At 61.2% G+C, this 14,304-nt stretch carries 13 protein-coding genes; 3 read left to right on the top strand and 10 right to left on the bottom strand.

What is annotated here, in order from left to right; genetic code table 11:
• Positions 1-2 precede the first annotated feature (2 nt).
• The 3 genes from FDW84_RS02960 to FDW84_RS02950 all read right to left on the bottom strand — a co-directional run bounded on the left by FDW84_RS02960 (position 3) and on the right by FDW84_RS02950 (position 3,141).
• Complete coding sequence (locus FDW84_RS02960; RefSeq protein ID WP_138606384.1) at positions 3-995, bottom strand: tripartite tricarboxylate transporter substrate binding protein; 993 nt, start codon at positions 993-995, stop codon at positions 3-5.
• 65 nt (positions 996-1,060) lie between these two features.
• Positions 1,061-2,566: a tripartite tricarboxylate transporter permease gene (locus tag FDW84_RS02955; protein WP_138606382.1), complete on the bottom strand. Its 1,506-nt coding sequence runs from the start codon at positions 2,564-2,566 to the stop codon at positions 1,061-1,063.
• A gap of 8 nt (positions 2,567-2,574) precedes the next feature.
• Complete coding sequence (locus FDW84_RS02950; protein WP_138606380.1) at positions 2,575-3,141, bottom strand: tripartite tricarboxylate transporter TctB family protein; 567 nt, start codon at positions 3,139-3,141, stop codon at positions 2,575-2,577.
• Positions 3,142-3,305: 164 nt separating this feature from the next.
• On the opposite strand from FDW84_RS02950, the gene FDW84_RS02945 reads away from it, so the two are divergent.
• Positions 3,306-4,061, top strand: a complete 756-nt coding sequence (locus FDW84_RS02945; protein WP_138606378.1) for an IclR family transcriptional regulator — start codon at positions 3,306-3,308, stop codon at positions 4,059-4,061.
• 282 nt (positions 4,062-4,343) lie between these two features.
• Here FDW84_RS02945 and FDW84_RS02940 read toward each other — a convergent pair whose 3' ends face one another.
• The 3 genes from FDW84_RS02940 to FDW84_RS02930 form a co-directional block, all read right to left on the bottom strand.
• Entirely contained in the window at positions 4,344-4,586 is a 243-nt protein-coding gene (locus FDW84_RS02940) for a hypothetical protein (protein ID WP_138606376.1), read from the bottom strand.
• Positions 4,587-4,645: 59 nt separating this feature from the next.
• On the bottom strand, positions 4,646-4,900 hold the full coding sequence (locus tag FDW84_RS02935) for a hypothetical protein (RefSeq protein ID WP_138606374.1): 255 nt from the start codon (positions 4,898-4,900) through the stop codon (positions 4,646-4,648).
• A 150-nt stretch (positions 4,901-5,050) separates the two neighbouring features.
• Complete coding sequence (locus FDW84_RS02930) at positions 5,051-6,355, bottom strand: DUF1479 domain-containing protein (protein ID WP_138606372.1); 1,305 nt, start codon at positions 6,353-6,355, stop codon at positions 5,051-5,053.
• Positions 6,356-6,475: 120 nt separating this feature from the next.
• Between FDW84_RS02930 and FDW84_RS02925 the strand changes: the two genes are divergently transcribed.
• Together FDW84_RS02925 and FDW84_RS02920 are read left to right on the top strand one after the other, a co-directional pair.
• Entirely contained in the window at positions 6,476-7,576 is a 1,101-nt protein-coding gene (locus tag FDW84_RS02925; RefSeq protein WP_138606370.1) for an ROK family transcriptional regulator, read from the top strand.
• Between the two features lie 11 nt (positions 7,577-7,587).
• Entirely contained in the window at positions 7,588-9,465 is a 1,878-nt protein-coding gene (locus tag FDW84_RS02920; protein ID WP_138606368.1) for an AAA family ATPase, read from the top strand.
• A gap of 43 nt (positions 9,466-9,508) precedes the next feature.
• Here the strand turns inward: FDW84_RS02920 and FDW84_RS02915 are convergent, their stop codons facing one another.
• From FDW84_RS02915 to FDW84_RS02900, 4 genes are all read right to left on the bottom strand, one after another.
• On the bottom strand, positions 9,509-10,063 hold the full coding sequence (locus FDW84_RS02915; RefSeq protein WP_138606366.1) for a heme-degrading domain-containing protein: 555 nt from the start codon (positions 10,061-10,063) through the stop codon (positions 9,509-9,511).
• A 51-nt stretch (positions 10,064-10,114) separates the two neighbouring features.
• Complete coding sequence (locus FDW84_RS02910; protein WP_138606364.1) at positions 10,115-11,137, bottom strand: LacI family DNA-binding transcriptional regulator; 1,023 nt, start codon at positions 11,135-11,137, stop codon at positions 10,115-10,117.
• 82 nt (positions 11,138-11,219) lie between these two features.
• Positions 11,220-12,668 (bottom strand): MFS transporter, encoded by a 1,449-nt coding sequence (locus tag FDW84_RS02905; protein ID WP_171046608.1) that lies wholly within the window; start codon positions 12,666-12,668, stop codon positions 11,220-11,222.
• Between the two features lie 5 nt (positions 12,669-12,673).
• Positions 12,674-14,302 (bottom strand): GMC oxidoreductase, encoded by a 1,629-nt coding sequence (locus FDW84_RS02900; RefSeq protein ID WP_138606360.1) that lies wholly within the window; start codon positions 14,300-14,302, stop codon positions 12,674-12,676.
• Positions 14,303-14,304: the final 2 nt, after the last annotated feature.

The following is a 14,304-nucleotide window of genomic DNA, read 5'->3' as shown; positions in this document are numbered from 1 at the left end:
GGCTACAGGTCCGCCTTGACGCGCTCCAGTACGCCTGAGAAGGAGCTTTCCGTTTCGTCCCACAGCTTCTTGAACTCCGCATGTCCGAGGAAATCCGGGGTGAGGTTCATGTCGCGCAGCTGCTTGATGGTTTCTTCGTCATCCATGACGTCCCCGATGGCGTCGGAGATTTTGGCGACGACATCGTCGGGGGTGCCGCCGGGAACGACGAAGCCTCGGCTGGATGCCAGTTCGAAGTCGTAGCCCTGTTCCTTGAAGGTCGGCGCATCGGGGAGGAAATCGTTGCGCTCGGCGGAGGCGACGCCAAGTACCCGTGCCTGGTTGTTGGCCACCATGTCCTTTACGTCGCCGACGTTGGTGATGAGGATTTCGACGTTGTTCCCCAGGAAGGCGGTCGTGGCCGGGGCCGCGCCGTCGCTGAAGTGAACGGGAGCGAACTTAGTTCCCGACATTTCTTCGAAGAGAACCTTGGCAACGTGGTCCTGGGTCGCGATGCCTGAGGTTGCGACGCGAAGTTTACCTGGGTCTGCTTTGGCAGCGGCCACTAGTTCCTCGAGCGACTTATAGGGACTGTTGGGGGAGACGACGAACACCTGGGGGTCCTGGACGTAAAGGGCTACGGGTTTGAAGCTGTCGCCCTTGTAGGAGGCTCCGCGGTCCGGGTCGAGGTAGGAAAGGAGGGTGCCGGCAAGGCTGACCGTTCCGACGGTGTAGCCGTCGGCCTTTGCGGACACCAGTGCGGAGTTCCCGACCTGCCCACTGGCACCTGCCTTGTTTTCGGCGACGACCGGTTGCCCGAGCTTGTCTTCCAGTCCTTTAGCGATCAGACGGGCGCCGACGTCGGTGGAGCCGCCTGCGGCGAAGCTGATGACCATGTTCATCGGCTTAGTGGGGAACTCGCTGGCCCCTGTGGTGGTTGTCTGGGGCTGTGCGCAGGAGCTCACGAGCAGTGCTGCGACGAGCGCCGTTGCTGCCGCTGCGATCTTTTTCTTCATGGGAGGGTTTCCTTTGCTGGTTGTACTGAGGTGTGCTTTGAGGTGGAGAGGGCGGACAGGGTGGCTTATGCTGCTGCGTCCATGGGCAGATGTGCTTTGCGTTTGAACTTCGAGCCGAAGATCGATCCGGTGAGGATGACCGCGGCAATGATGAGGAAGATCAGGGCGATGGGACGGGTGGTGAAGACCGAGAAATCGCCGCCGGATATCTGCAGGGACTCCCTCAGGGCGCTTTCCATGACCGGGCCAAGGACGAGTGTCAGGACCAGGGGTGCAAGTGGTATGTCCAGGCGGCGGAATATGAGTCCGACAATGCCGAAGAAGATCATGATGAAGACGTCGATGATGCTGTTGTTTACCGCGTACGAGCCGATCACGATGAAGCCAAAAATCAATGCGCTCAGTACCGAGTAGGGAATGGCCAGCAGCCTGGTCCACAGGCCTACCAGCGGTACGTTCAGGAGCAGCAGGAGAGCATTGCCGATGAACAGGCTGGCGATCACGGTCCAAATGAGGGCCGAGTTGTCCACGAACAGCCGGGGCCCGGGGGTGATTCCGTTCTGCAGAAAGGCACCGGCGAGAACTGCAATGGCCGGGGATGCGGGGATGCCGAGCGTGAACAAGGGAACGAATGCTGCGTTGGAGTGTGAGTTGTTCGCCGTTTCCGGCGCTGCCACACCTTCAATGGCACCAGTGCCCAGTTCGTGGCGGAAGCGGGAAACTTTGCGTTCCGTACTGTAGGCCAGCAACGATGAGATCGCCGATGTCACTCCCGGGACGAGCCCGATAACCGAGCCGATGAGAGTGCCCCTGCCAATTGCCGGCGCAGCTCGGCGGATGTCTGTTCCTGTAGGGACAAGTTGACGGAGGCGGGGCGCGGCTGGCCGTGCAGCGGTTCCGCCGGCGTTATAGAGCATTTCTCCTAGCCCGAAAATCCCGACGAGAACAGGAACGATGCTGATGCCGTCCAGCAGGTGTTCACTGCCGAAGGTGAACCTGGGGGCACCGGCCACCGGGTCGATGCCGATCATGGCAATGAGGAGGCCCAGAACGGCGGAGATCAGTCCCTTGACCAGTGACCGTCCAACTAAACCGGCCAGCAACGCGATGCCGACGAGGATGAGGCAGAAGAACTCCGGTGGGCCGATCATCAGGCCGAGCTGTGACAGGGGCGCGGCGGCAATCACCAAGGCGAGGGTCGCGGCCGTACCGCCGATGAATGATCCGATGCCTGCTGTGGTCAGCGCGACGCCTGCCCGGCCCTGCCGGGTCATCTGGTAGCCGTCGATGCAGGTGATCGCCGACTCCCCTTCACCCGGAATGTTCAGCAGGACGCTGGTGATCGTTCCACCGTAGGCCGTGCCATAGAAGATCGCAGCGAGCATGATAATCGCCGAAGCTGGCTCCATGCCTACGGTCAAGGGCAGCAGGATGGCGATACCTGCGGTGGCGCCAATGCCGGGCAGGATCCCCAGTGCCGTGCCGATCAGACACCCGATCAGTGCGTAGAGCAAATTTTCCGGCGTCATTGCAAAACTGAAGCCCTGCATGAGGGAGTCGAAAGTATTCACGGCTGCTCCTAGAAGCCCAGGGACTGCAGGAAGCCGATGGAGGCCGCCGGCAGGTTCACTGTCAGAACTCGGGTGAAGAGAACAAATACGCCGAAGCTTCCGACGACTGACACCAGGGCGGTCAGCAACCACCGCCTGCGGCCCATGACCCGAAGGTGAAAGACGAGGAAGAACAGCATGCTCAACTGAAAACCGACAAGGGGCATCAGCGCGGCCAGCACCGCGAGGCTGACAACGATGGCCGCGATGTTCTTCGGGCGCAGAGGCTCGTGAGGCTCTTCAGGGATGATCAGGTCAGCAACCGAGGACGTGTCCGGCTCTTCCGAGGTAGCCCCGTGCCGCCCACCGCGAATTTCCTGACCGATCCAGAGAAGCGACAACAACACGAGCAGGCTGCCCAGGACGAGTGGGAAGAAGCCAGGGCCGGGCCCCAGGCGCACCCAGAATCCCATCCCCGTGGAGCTGACAACCACCCAGGCGCCCAATGCCGCCAGGACAGCGGGAAACAGCAGCCGGGGCAAGGCCTGACCTGTCGGCGTCCGCAAAGCGCTTTCAGAGTTCTGGGTTATAGACATAAAGCACTTCCTGCAATCGTCATTGACGCGCTTCCTGAATTCTCATAGGATGATATAACTTCTCAAAGAATGACTAAACAAGAGTATGAGTGACTCGTCTCACTGTCAACGTGAGTCGGTGGGCGGGTGATCTACTCTTGACGCAGGGAGCAGAAGGTTAAGGGATGAGCGAGCAAAAAGAGCCGGTAACAATGAGGTCCTTGGAACGGGCCATTGACGTGCTTGAAGTCCTCGAAGACGCAGGCAGGGCTCTTCGGCTGGTGGATATAGCTGACCGCGCTGGCCTCCACGTCGCCACAACACAGCGGCTGCTTGGGGTTCTTGAAGGACGTGGCCGCGTCGAGAGAGACGGCAAAAACTATCGCGCAGGCGTAAACCTCATCTTCGGAGCCCACGCTTATCTAACGACAAGCCCCCTTGTTGCCGCTTCCCGGCCGGTGCTCCAGGAACTAGCCGAGAGAACGGGATTAACCGCCTCGCTCTTTGTCCGGACAGGGGCGCACCGCGCTGTTGTGGCACGGGTGCACGGATTACGTCCCTTGCGCTACGAACTACCTATCGGAGCCAAACTTCCTCTTCATCTCGGTGCCGGGAAAACACTCGCAGCTGACCTAACTCCGGCAGAACTGACACACCTTTTGGACCAGGTAGGTCCAATGACGGACGCGGAAGGGAGAACCATCAGCCCAGAAGCCTTCCTTGCAGACTTGGGAAACATCAAACACCAGGGGTTTCAGGTCGCAGTTAACGAACGGCAGCTCGGATCGCTTTCCGTTTCGGCACCAGTCCGCAGCAGTCAAAGCGGCGCCGTGGTTGCCGCAATCACCATCGGCGCGGCAAGCGAAGATGTCTCGGACGATGAGATCAGCGGATTGAGCATCGAAGTCCGACGAGCCGCATCAGCCGTGATCGTCCCATAAAGAGCTCTCAGCAAATCACGGAGGCCGTCTGGCGGCCTGCCAGGCCAATTTATGGAAGAGTCTCGCAGCCAGATGCAGGACCGCCCCGTTAGTGGTTAAGAGAGCGGGTGGGGGCGGTTGCAGCCTGCCTCCCGGTCGGAGCAGCCCCTGATGCACCGGTTGAGGTGCACTCATCGTGATCATGCTGAGGCAGCTTGATCCTCAAAGGCGCGACGGGAGTGGCGTTCATTCCCGTACACAGGGGGCTAACCAGCGCAGTCGTGGTGCTCGTCGGGTTGTAGATCAGGCGAATGCGCTGTCGAGGGCAATGATGACTGATCCAAGCGCCATGATGCACCATACGGCGAGTCCAATTTGCTCGAACACCAGAGTCATGTGGCGCTCAGTGGGCAATGTATCCGGCAGGACCCGTCGGATAACCGCTATCTGGCGGATCATAAAGCTTTTGGCCTGCAGCCGGGCGATTGAACGCCTGAAGACGAGGCCGGTTGCGGCAGTGAGGGCAATAATCAGTGCCAGTTCCATCGAGAACTCTTTTCTAAGGGGGTCGTGCAACCCTCCCGGTCGGTCATTCCGCCCGACACTCAGGCTGCGAGTTGCCCCTCATGCGAAAGTGTCTGTGTGTGATGAGCCTGGTCCCGTTCCTGAATCGTGCCGTACGGGACATCGGCAGTGAGTGCGACCGAGAAACGGCAGAAGTCATGTCGTGTGAGGACAATGCCTAGTTTTCGGTCCATTGACGCCCGGAACTTTGCTGTGGTCAGTGCCCGGTCCAGTTCGTAGTCCCGCTCTCGAACAGTCGTCACAACGAAGTCTGCGATGAGCATGTCGTTCGTCATCTTCAAAACCTTCTTTTACTTTGGTGTCCTGTGCAGCGGACGGACGAGACCTTCCTGGGACCGCTGCGCCAGAACGAGGTGCTGGTGAAGCCTGGAGCGTCCAGCCGGGGTTTGGCTGGACGCTCCGTTAGTGCTCAGTCAAGCCTGCTGCTACGGGCGGACGGACGCTGCCTGCTCAGACTGGCGGGCCTTCCGGGTAATTCCAAGGCCACGGGCGCCAATTTCATTAAGGTCTTCTTCTTTGAACCGGTTGGCCCACTCAACCTCGTAGTCTTCCTTCGGAAAGTCCGTCGGGCTTTCGCCGAGGCGGAACCGCTCAGCAACATCGGCGGCGTACTTGGCATTCTTTTCGCACATTGGGGCGGCGGGAATGTAAATGACATTTCCCCAGCCCTTCTGGTTGGTTACGGGCTCGACGCTGTGGATGACGTCGGAGTGCCACCAGACGGAGTCGCCGGGCTTCACGTCCGGAATGCCCGAGACGGCGTCCATGAGCAGCGGGTGCCACTTCTCGTCAACACCCAGGGCCTTGCCTTGTTCGGCCCCACAGAGGGAGTCTTCCGGAACGTCGGAGAGCAGCGGGCGGATGAGCATGTACGCCATGGCCGCGGGAATGGGTACCACGTGGAGTACGCCCTGGTCGTGTTGCATTTCAGACATTGCCAGCCAGCCCTGGAAGCTGCGGAACACGCTGCACATGGTGGATGAGGGGTACTCGTCCACTTCGGTGCGGTAGGCGGCGTCCCACGGATCGTAGGACTCAAAGTCGCCGTGGAAGAGGCTGGAGAACACCTGCTGGTAGGCCGGCGTGAGCCAACGCTCCACCGAGCCGGAGTCGGTGTGGGCGCCGAGTCCGTTGGAGTTGGCTCCCGGCGGGCGTCGGCGGATCCGGTCCGGGTACATGGCGTCCTGGTCCGGGTCGAACCAGGTCACGCCCTGGGATTCGCTCTTCCACTGGGCGTTCATGAAGCTCTGCACTTTGGCGGTGTGTTCGTGCTGGCGTGCTTCCATCTGCGCAGGGGACCAGTAGATGGGATAGATCTCCGGCTTCGAGGCCTTGAGGTTGCCGAAGAAATTGTCGGCCGGCCCGCGGTACTTCTTGTCGAAGTCGTTGCTGTCTACGTAGTCCACCAGGGACTGGTCCCATCCGGTAGCAGTCTCCTCGGATACCTGGCCGCGGATCACGGCACAGCCACGGCGGTGAATGAGGTCGAGTGTTTCCTGCGGGACTGTGCCGTTTTCGATGTCCGAGTACTGGACGATGGGCCAGACGCTCTCGCCGCGGGCCCTGGTCTTCACGATGTCCTCGACTTCGGCGCGGACAAAGGTTTCGATTTTCGCGAACAGCGCGTCAACGTCGCCGATCTGCGCGCGGAGTTTTTTCTTGACTGCCTTGATAGCTGCAGGGTAGTCCGCCGGTGGATTTACCCAGCTGGTCTGCTCCGTCTCAGTCATGTCTTTTTCTTCCTCTAGTGCTTGCGTGGGATCAGTAAGGATTGATTACTGAAAGACTATGGATCAACTGTAACCCCAAAGGTATGATTCAGTAAAGGTCCCTAACTGAGAGAATTTCTGATGGTCACAGTTCAAGAGTTGCCACGGCACGGGGTGCTTGCCTCTATCACCGAGGGGCAGTTTCTTTCCGCTCTTGCCAGCGCCCCCGAACCGCTGTCCCGGGCGGAGATTGCAGAGCAGACGCGTATCTCCAAGCCTGCGATTTCCGAGGCTGCCAAGAGGCTGACCGAACACGGAATCATTTCGACTACCGGAACGCGCAGAGGTGGCAGGGGAGGGGTAGCGACGCTCTTCGAGATCAACGGCCGCCGTGCACACTCGGTCGCGTTGGCGCTGGCACCGAGTAAAATCTCGGTCCGTGCCGTCGGAATGGACAACAAGCCCGTATTCGATGCCGAACACGAAGTGAATCTGGACATCGCCCGTTCTGATGTCATCGCCATCGCCAAGGATCTGCTGGCGAAAGCGTCTGAGGCGGCCGACTCACCGTTGGAGGCCATTTGTGTATCAGTCGCCAACCCGGTCGATCCCAGGACCGGAGATACGGTGTCGCTGGAGAATTCGGCATTCGCGGCCGGGCGCTTCAATGCCGTCCAGGAACTTGGTATTCGAGCTCCCAGCATCGTTGTGGACAACGATGTTAATTGGGCCACCCTTGCTGAGCGCCACCTGGGTGCAATGGCGGGGGAAGACAACTTTGTGTACATCTATATGGGCGACGGCCTGGGTGCTGGTCTGTTCCTGGGTGGCGCTCTACAGCGCGGACACCGCGGACTGGCTGGTGAAATCGGCTACCTGCGCGACCTGGATGGACTGGACCTGACCCAGGGGCTGGCAGCACACGGATTCGGGCGGGGGGCCTCCTACGGCTTGGATTCCAGGGCTGTAACCGGACCTCCCGCGTCTCGTCCCAGCGCTGACCTGGAGCTGGCAATGCAAAGGGTCGCCCACCACGTGGCCAACATCGTCACTCTGCTCAATCCCCGGGCAGTGGTGCTGGGCGGTCCCCTGACCAAGCAAAAGGCCGTTCCAAAGCTCATCGAAGCGCAGGTCGCCAGGTTGGTCATTAGCCCCGTTGAAGTGACCACGGGAAGTTTCGCTCCACTCGACGGAGCTGGCTTTGAGGCGCACCGGTTGGCCCGGCGTGCATTCGGGTTTTGAAAGAAGACGACATGGAATTGCCTCTGACGCCCTCTCGGCACGGTAAGACCGGGCGCGGTATCCGTGACGCCCTTCCCCCGTGGGTGCGCGAGGTGAGGGTCCTGCTTCCCGTGACGCGGCAGTTCATCCTGACCGGGAACATTGAGGACTTCCATGTCGTCACCTCGGCCGGGCAAACCCAGTTGCAACCCGCTGCAGCCCTCGTCATCGATTGCTGTAAGGCCAACGGTTTCGACCTGATCTACTCTTACGACCCGGTCGACGGCATTGCCTTGGAATTCGAACGATCCGAAGGAACAGCGGAGAAGTTTTTCAGCCCGACCCACCTGGAACGCTCGACTTCAGCCACCCTGGGAAAAATGGCCGATTTGATGCGAAAGGCCATGCTCGGCAATGAACAGCGGGTGGCGATTCTGATGCGTTTCGCCGCCAGGACGTGGCGGGACGAGCAGCACGCCGGCCCTGATCTTCGTGTGCTCTTGACCTTGGCCGAAAAGCTGGCCCATGCTGAGCCGGAGGTGCAGCCGCCGCTGTGCCGGCCCGAGAGTGTCGCCGGCACTGTCTTTTGGCTTGCGGGACAGGACGTGCCGGCCCCACGGTGGCTGACCGAGGGCGACCAGGTGCAAACCGTCAGCGTACCCAAACCCGAACTTGGCCTCCGGCGCGCAGCCGCACTTGCCCTCCTTCCCAACCTGAGGGGCTTCGGAGAGCTCCCGCCGGAACAGGTCGCCGCGGCGGCGAATACCTTCGCCAGGCTCACTGACGGTATGAGGCTCAGGGACTTGAACCATATTGTCCGGCTTGCTGTTGACGCTGACGTGCCCGCGGCGAACATCGAGGAATCTATTCGAAGTCTCCGCTTCGGAGTCTCCGAAAGCCCCTGGAGGGATCCGGATCTGTTGCGGCGCATTGCCGATGGGGAGGCTTTGGTCAGTTCGCGGGTCTTGGGCCAGCCCGCCGCGGTGCGACGGTCACTGGACGTGCTCGTCCGGGCCGCGACGGGGCTGACTGGCGCCCATACCGGCGGGGCGACGGTAAATCGGCCTCAAGGCATCTTGTTCTTCGCTGGACCTACCGGTGTCGGTAAGACGGAGCTGGCTAAGGCTCTGGCCGAACTGCTGTTCGGCGTGGAGGATGCCTATACGCGCTTTGATATGAGTGAGTTCTCGGCCGAGCATTCGGAGGCACGGCTTATCGGTGCACCGCCGGGCTATGTGGGGTTTGGTGCCGGTGGCGAGCTGACGAACGCGGTCCGGCAGAAGCCCTTTTCGATCCTCCTGTTCGACGAGATCGAAAAGGCGCATCCGCGGATCCTGGATAAGTTCCTGCAGATTCTTGAAGACGGCCGCTTGACCGATGGCGCCGGGGATACCGTGTATTTCAGCGAGACGGTGATTATCTTTACGTCCAATCTCGGCACCTACCGGGCGGCCGGGGCCGAACCGGCCACTCATGCACGTGTCGCACGCCGCGGCGACCCCTACGAAGTCACCCAGGACCGGGTGCATGAAGCCATCACGCATCACTTCACGGAGGAACTGCAGCGCCCGGAGATCCTCAACCGGATCGGGAACAACATCGTCGTTTTCGACTTCATTTCCGAACCTGTTGCCCGGACGCTTGCCGCGAAGTACGTAGAGGCGGTCATGAATACGATGGATGCACGGTTCGGGCACCGGCTTTCCGTGGCCCCGGCCGTTGCTCAGACCGTCACGGAGGCGGCGGTAGCCAACCTGGATTTTGGAGGCCGGGGGGTCAGCTCAGCGGTGGAGACAACCTTGGTCAATCCTCTGGCCCGGGCCTTGGTCCAGGTCCCCCCGGGGGAAACAGTTTCGCAGGTTGCTGACCTCCGACGAGGGGCGCACGGGTGGGAAATAACATTGTCCTAACGGCCTGCGCGGTGGCTGCTGCGCAGCATGTGACCGCGCTGGCCTAAGGGTTTTGGTTCAGGAAGACCCGCAGCGCCTCCACGACGAGATCGTGGTCTTCTTGCTGTGGCAGGCCGGAGACCGTGACCGTTGCGACAAACCCGGTTCCGTTCACGTGAATCGGGAAGGCACCGCCATGGGAGGCGAAGAGCGTCTGGTTGAACCAGCCATGGTCTTCCAACCGCCCACCGCCAAGGCGACCGCGGAGTCCTACCAGCAGGGACGGTTCGCAGTAGCGTTCCGTTGTTCTGCTTTTCCGCTCGATCCACGCGTCGTTGTCCGGTGTCGCTCCGGGAAGAGAGACGTGAAAGAGGATGTGCTGGGGTTTGCGGATGTCGATGGCAACGGGCAGCGCCCGTGATGTGGCCAGATTAACAAGCAGCAGGCCCAAGGCAAGGGCTTCGCCCTGGCCAAATTTGCTGAAACGCAGCATCTGCTTTTCAATTTCTATCTGTTTAATGAGGCCACGGAGCGCCGCCTCTGGCTGTTCGCCCGGGAAGTCGGGATCAAATGCGGGCGTCGGTGTCGGCTCTGAGGTGGTGCTGACCTGTGTGTTCATGGGCTGTCCTTTAATGTCAGGGCGCCCACTATTGCCCTGACTGGGCAGGGGCTAACTTCGGGGGCGCCAGGTTGCTGTGGAGGATCGGATTTTAAGTTGCGGTTCGATGAGTGCCAGCTGCGCGGGGATGTCGGCGTTGCCGTCCGCCAACCGGGTCAGGAGCATTTCGGTACCTTTCGTTCCGACCTGCTGGGGGAACCCTGCCACGGACGTCATGGGCGGCACCTGACCGGCAGCAATCCGGGTGTCGTCGAAGGATGCGACCGCGATGTCACGGCCGGGTTCGAGACCTCTGCGCCGCATCTCGTCGTAAACGCCTTGGGCGACGATATCGCTGTAGGCAACGACGGCGTCGGGCAGGCTTCCCTGGTCAAAGAGTCGGCCAAGGGCTGCGGCGCCGCCTTCGGGGCTGACCGTACTGCGAAGCTCCTCGGTGCTCCATAGTTGGACTCCGCGCTCTTCGAGCGAAGTGCGAAGGCCTTTTTCCCGTTCAATGAAGGAGGGAGCCAAGCGCCCGCCCAGGAATGCCACGGTTTTGCTGCCCAGGGCAGCGAGGTGATCTCCGAGTATTCCCGCTCCCTTGACGTTGTCGCTGCCAACGTAGTCGAACCCTGTGAAGTGGCGGGCGAGAAGGACGATGGGAACGTTGGCAGCGTTGACTTGCTTGCGGAGGCGGTCAGGGTCGGTATCCAGGGCGGGAAGGATCAGGAGGCCGTCGACTTGGCGTTCAATCATGGAGGCCACTATTTCGTGCTGCCGTTCCTGAAGGTCGCGGCTGTAGCCGATGAAAATCGTGTAGCCGGCATCGTGGGTGATCTGGTCTACGGCCATGGCCAGTTCAGCGAAGTAGGGGTTGATGATTTCGGTGACGATCAGGCCGATCGTCATTGTCCTGCTCTGGCGAAGGTTTGCTGCTTGCCGGTTGTACACGTATCCGAGCTCATGCATGGCTTCGCGGACCTTTTCCGCAGTTGATTCGGGGATCCGGGAGCTGCCGCGCAGGACGAGCGATGCGGTTGAACGGGAGACGCCGGCGGCTTTGCTCACGTCTTCGAGGGTGATGCGCGGGGCCATGCTGTTCCTGCCGTGAATGTCGATAGGCGGAGGAGGAAGTCTCCGCCTATCGACATTATCAACCGTGCGGCCGGTTGAAGTTTTACCTTGCCGCCGGTGCTGCTATTTCGGAGTGGAGGGCGTCACGTGGGTCTTCGAGGTTCCGTCCGCCGGTCTCCGGGGTGAAGAAGGTCGCGATGATGGTGATTACCGTCAGCAGTGAGAGGTACCCGGCAATGGGGAGCCATGCGCCGGACCCGGCGTGCGGGACAGCCGATCCGCCTTCGGCGGTGACAGCGAATGACATCAGCCAGGCTCCGATCATGGGAGCAATGCCGCCAGCTATAACTGCTGAGCCTTCCCTTGCGACAGATACGCCCAGGTAGCGCTGGCGAGATCCGAAGAGTTCACACATGAGGGCGCTTTGGGATCCAAACATGCCCCAGGTGCCCACACCCAGCCCGATGGAGACGACGACAATTGTCAGCAAAGTGTCGCCGAAGCTGAGCGCGTACCAGATGGGAAACGCAGCAAGCAGTTGGAAGATGGCGAACGCCCGGTAGGTGCGCACGCGCCCGTACCTGTCGGTGAGCCAGCCTGCCAGAGGCACGACTGCTGCGCCGACGGCTGCAGCGAAGACCAACGAGAGGGCTCCAATGGGTCCCTTGATACCGATGGCTGCGCTGGAAACAAAGGCGACGGCGAGGGCTTGGTAGATGGAGGAACCTCCGTTTTCGGCCATGCGGAGCCCGATGCCCAGCAGCACCGACTTGCCTGAACGTTTCAGGAGGTTCCGGAGGGGTTTGTCGGTGACCTGTTCGTGGGGTTCGAGCTTCGCAAAGGTGGGAGATTCCTTGAGCCGCAGTCGGATGTAGATGGCGACGACAAGGATGACGACGCTGGCCAGGAAGGGTACGCGCCAGAGCCAGGTGTCAGTGATTTTGACTGCCTGGTTTGTATTGAGCAGCAGGAAGTAGACCAGAGCGGCGGTGACTGTTCCCATTTGGACACCGAGGAAGGGTAGGGAGGCGATGAATCCGCGGCGCCGGACGGGAGCATATTCGGTCATCAGGATTGAGGCGCCCGCCATTTCTGCGCCTGCTCCGAGTCCCTGCAGCAGGCGCAGGACGATGAGGAGGACGGGCGCGAGGATCCCTACGCCGCCGCTGTACCAGTCACCGGGGGAGCCGTTGTAGGTCGGCAGCACCCCGATGAGGGTGCTGGCTCCGCCCATGAGCAGGATGGTGGTCAGCAGGACGAATTTGCGGCCGAGCCGGTCGCCCAGTCGGCCGAAGATGATTCCGCCCAGCGGGCGGACCGCGAAGCCGAGGAAGTAGGTGCCGAAGCTGAGGATCAGACCGGTGGCCGGGTTGCTGCCGGGAAAGAACAGGGGGCTGAATACCAAGGCTGATGCGAGGCTGTAGAGGGCGAAGTCGTAGTATTCGAGGGCGCTGCCGAGCGAGCTTGCCCAGGCGGCTCTGGCAAGGTCGCGGTTTGAGACTTGGGGTGATTCGTCCGCTTGGGCGAGTGTTTGTTGGTGTTGGGGGGTCACGCGTATTACCTGTCGTTGGTTGTTGGCTGCCTGTTGTCGGCGGTCATCGTTGTGGGGGAGGTCGTGCCGGTGGCGAGGAGGCTGTCGGCGACTCGGAGAGCGTTGGCTGCGATGGTCAAGGCGGGGTTCAAAGCTGCTGAGGAGGGGAAGAAGGAGCTGTCCACGATCCATAGGTTGTTCAGGTCATGGGCGCGGCAGTCCGGGGTGAGGACACTGGTGTGGGGGTCGTGCCCGGCCACGGCAGTGCCGCACTGGTGGGAGTTGGTTTCGATGCCCATCCGCTCTGTGAAGATCACCGGATAGCCGGCCTTCCTGACGGCCTTGCTGATTCTTTTCACCAGTTCTTTGTGTGGCCCGAGGTTGTTTGGTTCCCACCAGACATGGATTTTGCCGTCGATGACGCTGATTCCGTTGTCCCGTCGCGGCAGGTCCTCGGTGGTGAGGTAGATATCTATGCTGCGGTCCGACATCGCCTTCAGGATGGGATTGGGCGCCCAGCTGCGGGCCATCTTGAGCATGCTGGCCCGGAGTTTACCGAGCATTTGCAGGTTTCCCAGGGGGTACTTGTTGGACGGGCCTGCTTCGTACCAGTCGTTCAGCCCCAGGGTTTTCTGCCACAGTGTGCGGTTGACTTTAAAAGGGTTGATGCCGATAAAGAAGGTGCTGTTGTGCACCATGTAGTTCCGGCCCACCAGCCCGGACGAATTGGCCAGCCCGCGCGGGTTCTCCGGGGTTGCTGAGCGCAGCAGCAGGGCGGCCGAATTCACGGCTCCAGCGGCGAGGATGAACTTGTCGGCTTCGATGCGGATGACCCGGCCGTTGTTCTCGGCCAGCGCAGCGAGAATTGTCTGTCCGTCGGGTGAAGCGACCAGGCGGGTGACCTTGGTGTCGGTCATCAAGGTGACATTGCCGCTTGCGAGAGCCGGATCAACGGTGACCTTCTCGGCGTCAGCTTTTAGCCCGGCCTCGTTGGGTGCACCGTCGCTCGTGGCGCATAGGGCACGCTTTTCGGGTGTGTCGGCGTCCAGGCCGTTGGCCATCCGGAACGGGTGCAGGCCCTGCCTTCGGAAGGAGTCCGCGAGGTCCTGGATTGCCGGTTCGTGATCCAGGGCGGGGTAGGGGTAGGCCTTTGAATGCGGCGGCTCAGTGGGGTCTTCGCCGATCTGCCCGTGAACCTGGAACAGTTCCTCTGCACGGGTGTAGTAGGGCTCGAGGTCCGCGTAGCTGAAGGGCCAGGCTGGGGATGTCCCGTCCTGGTGCTGCGTTTCTTCGAAGTCGCTGGCTCGAAACCTGGGCAGGCAGGCTCCGTACACTTTCGTGTTTCCGCCGACCCAGTAGTAGACGCCCGGCTTGAATCCGGCTCCTGTGCGCCCGTTGTACCAGGTGTCGGCGTTCTTGTAGCGGCCCTTGAGGTAGACCTCGTTCAGGTCGGAGTTTTCCGGTTCGGATGGAAGCCGGTGGCCGCGTTCGATGACGAGGATCTTAGCCCCGGAATCCTTCAGGGCGTAGGCCATCGTTCCTCCGCCCATTCCGGAACCGATGATGGCGACATCGGTGCGAATTACCTCGTTAGGGGTAACCGGTTCTGCCGGAGGTTGAGGCATCGGCGCCTCATCAATAGTTGTGTATCCCATAG

The organism is Pseudarthrobacter sp. NamE5 (genome assembly GCF_005796225.1).
Classification (GTDB): Bacteria; Actinomycetota; Actinomycetes; order Actinomycetales; family Micrococcaceae; genus Arthrobacter.
This window is presented reverse-complemented; position numbering and strand designations above follow the sequence as displayed.

Excerpts from the sequence above, each read along its gene's own strand:
- FDW84_RS02960 (WP_138606384.1), bottom strand. The coding sequence starts at position 995 with ATGAAGAAAAAGATCGCAGCGGCAGCAACGGCGCTCGTCGCAGCACTG.
- FDW84_RS02950 (WP_138606380.1), bottom strand. The coding sequence starts at position 3,141 with ATGTCTATAACCCAGAACTCTGAAAGCGCTTTGCGGACGCCGACAGGT.
- FDW84_RS02945 (WP_138606378.1), top strand. The coding sequence starts at position 3,306 with ATGAGCGAGCAAAAAGAGCCGGTAACAATGAGGTCCTTGGAACGGGCC.
- FDW84_RS02940 (WP_138606376.1), bottom strand. The coding sequence starts at position 4,586 with ATGGAACTGGCACTGATTATTGCCCTCACTGCCGCAACCGGCCTCGTC.
- FDW84_RS02935 (WP_138606374.1), bottom strand. The coding sequence starts at position 4,900 with ATGACGAACGACATGCTCATCGCAGACTTCGTTGTGACGACTGTTCGA.
- FDW84_RS02930 (WP_138606372.1), bottom strand. The coding sequence starts at position 6,355 with ATGACTGAGACGGAGCAGACCAGCTGGGTAAATCCACCGGCGGACTAC.
- FDW84_RS02925 (WP_138606370.1), top strand. The coding sequence starts at position 6,476 with ATGGTCACAGTTCAAGAGTTGCCACGGCACGGGGTGCTTGCCTCTATC.
- FDW84_RS02920 (WP_138606368.1), top strand. The coding sequence starts at position 7,588 with ATGGAATTGCCTCTGACGCCCTCTCGGCACGGTAAGACCGGGCGCGGT.
- FDW84_RS02915 (WP_138606366.1), bottom strand. The coding sequence starts at position 10,063 with ATGAACACACAGGTCAGCACCACCTCAGAGCCGACACCGACGCCCGCA.
- FDW84_RS02910 (WP_138606364.1), bottom strand. The coding sequence starts at position 11,137 with ATGGCCCCGCGCATCACCCTCGAAGACGTGAGCAAAGCCGCCGGCGTC.
- FDW84_RS02900 (WP_138606360.1), bottom strand. The coding sequence starts at position 14,302 with ATGGGATACACAACTATTGATGAGGCGCCGATGCCTCAACCTCCGGCA.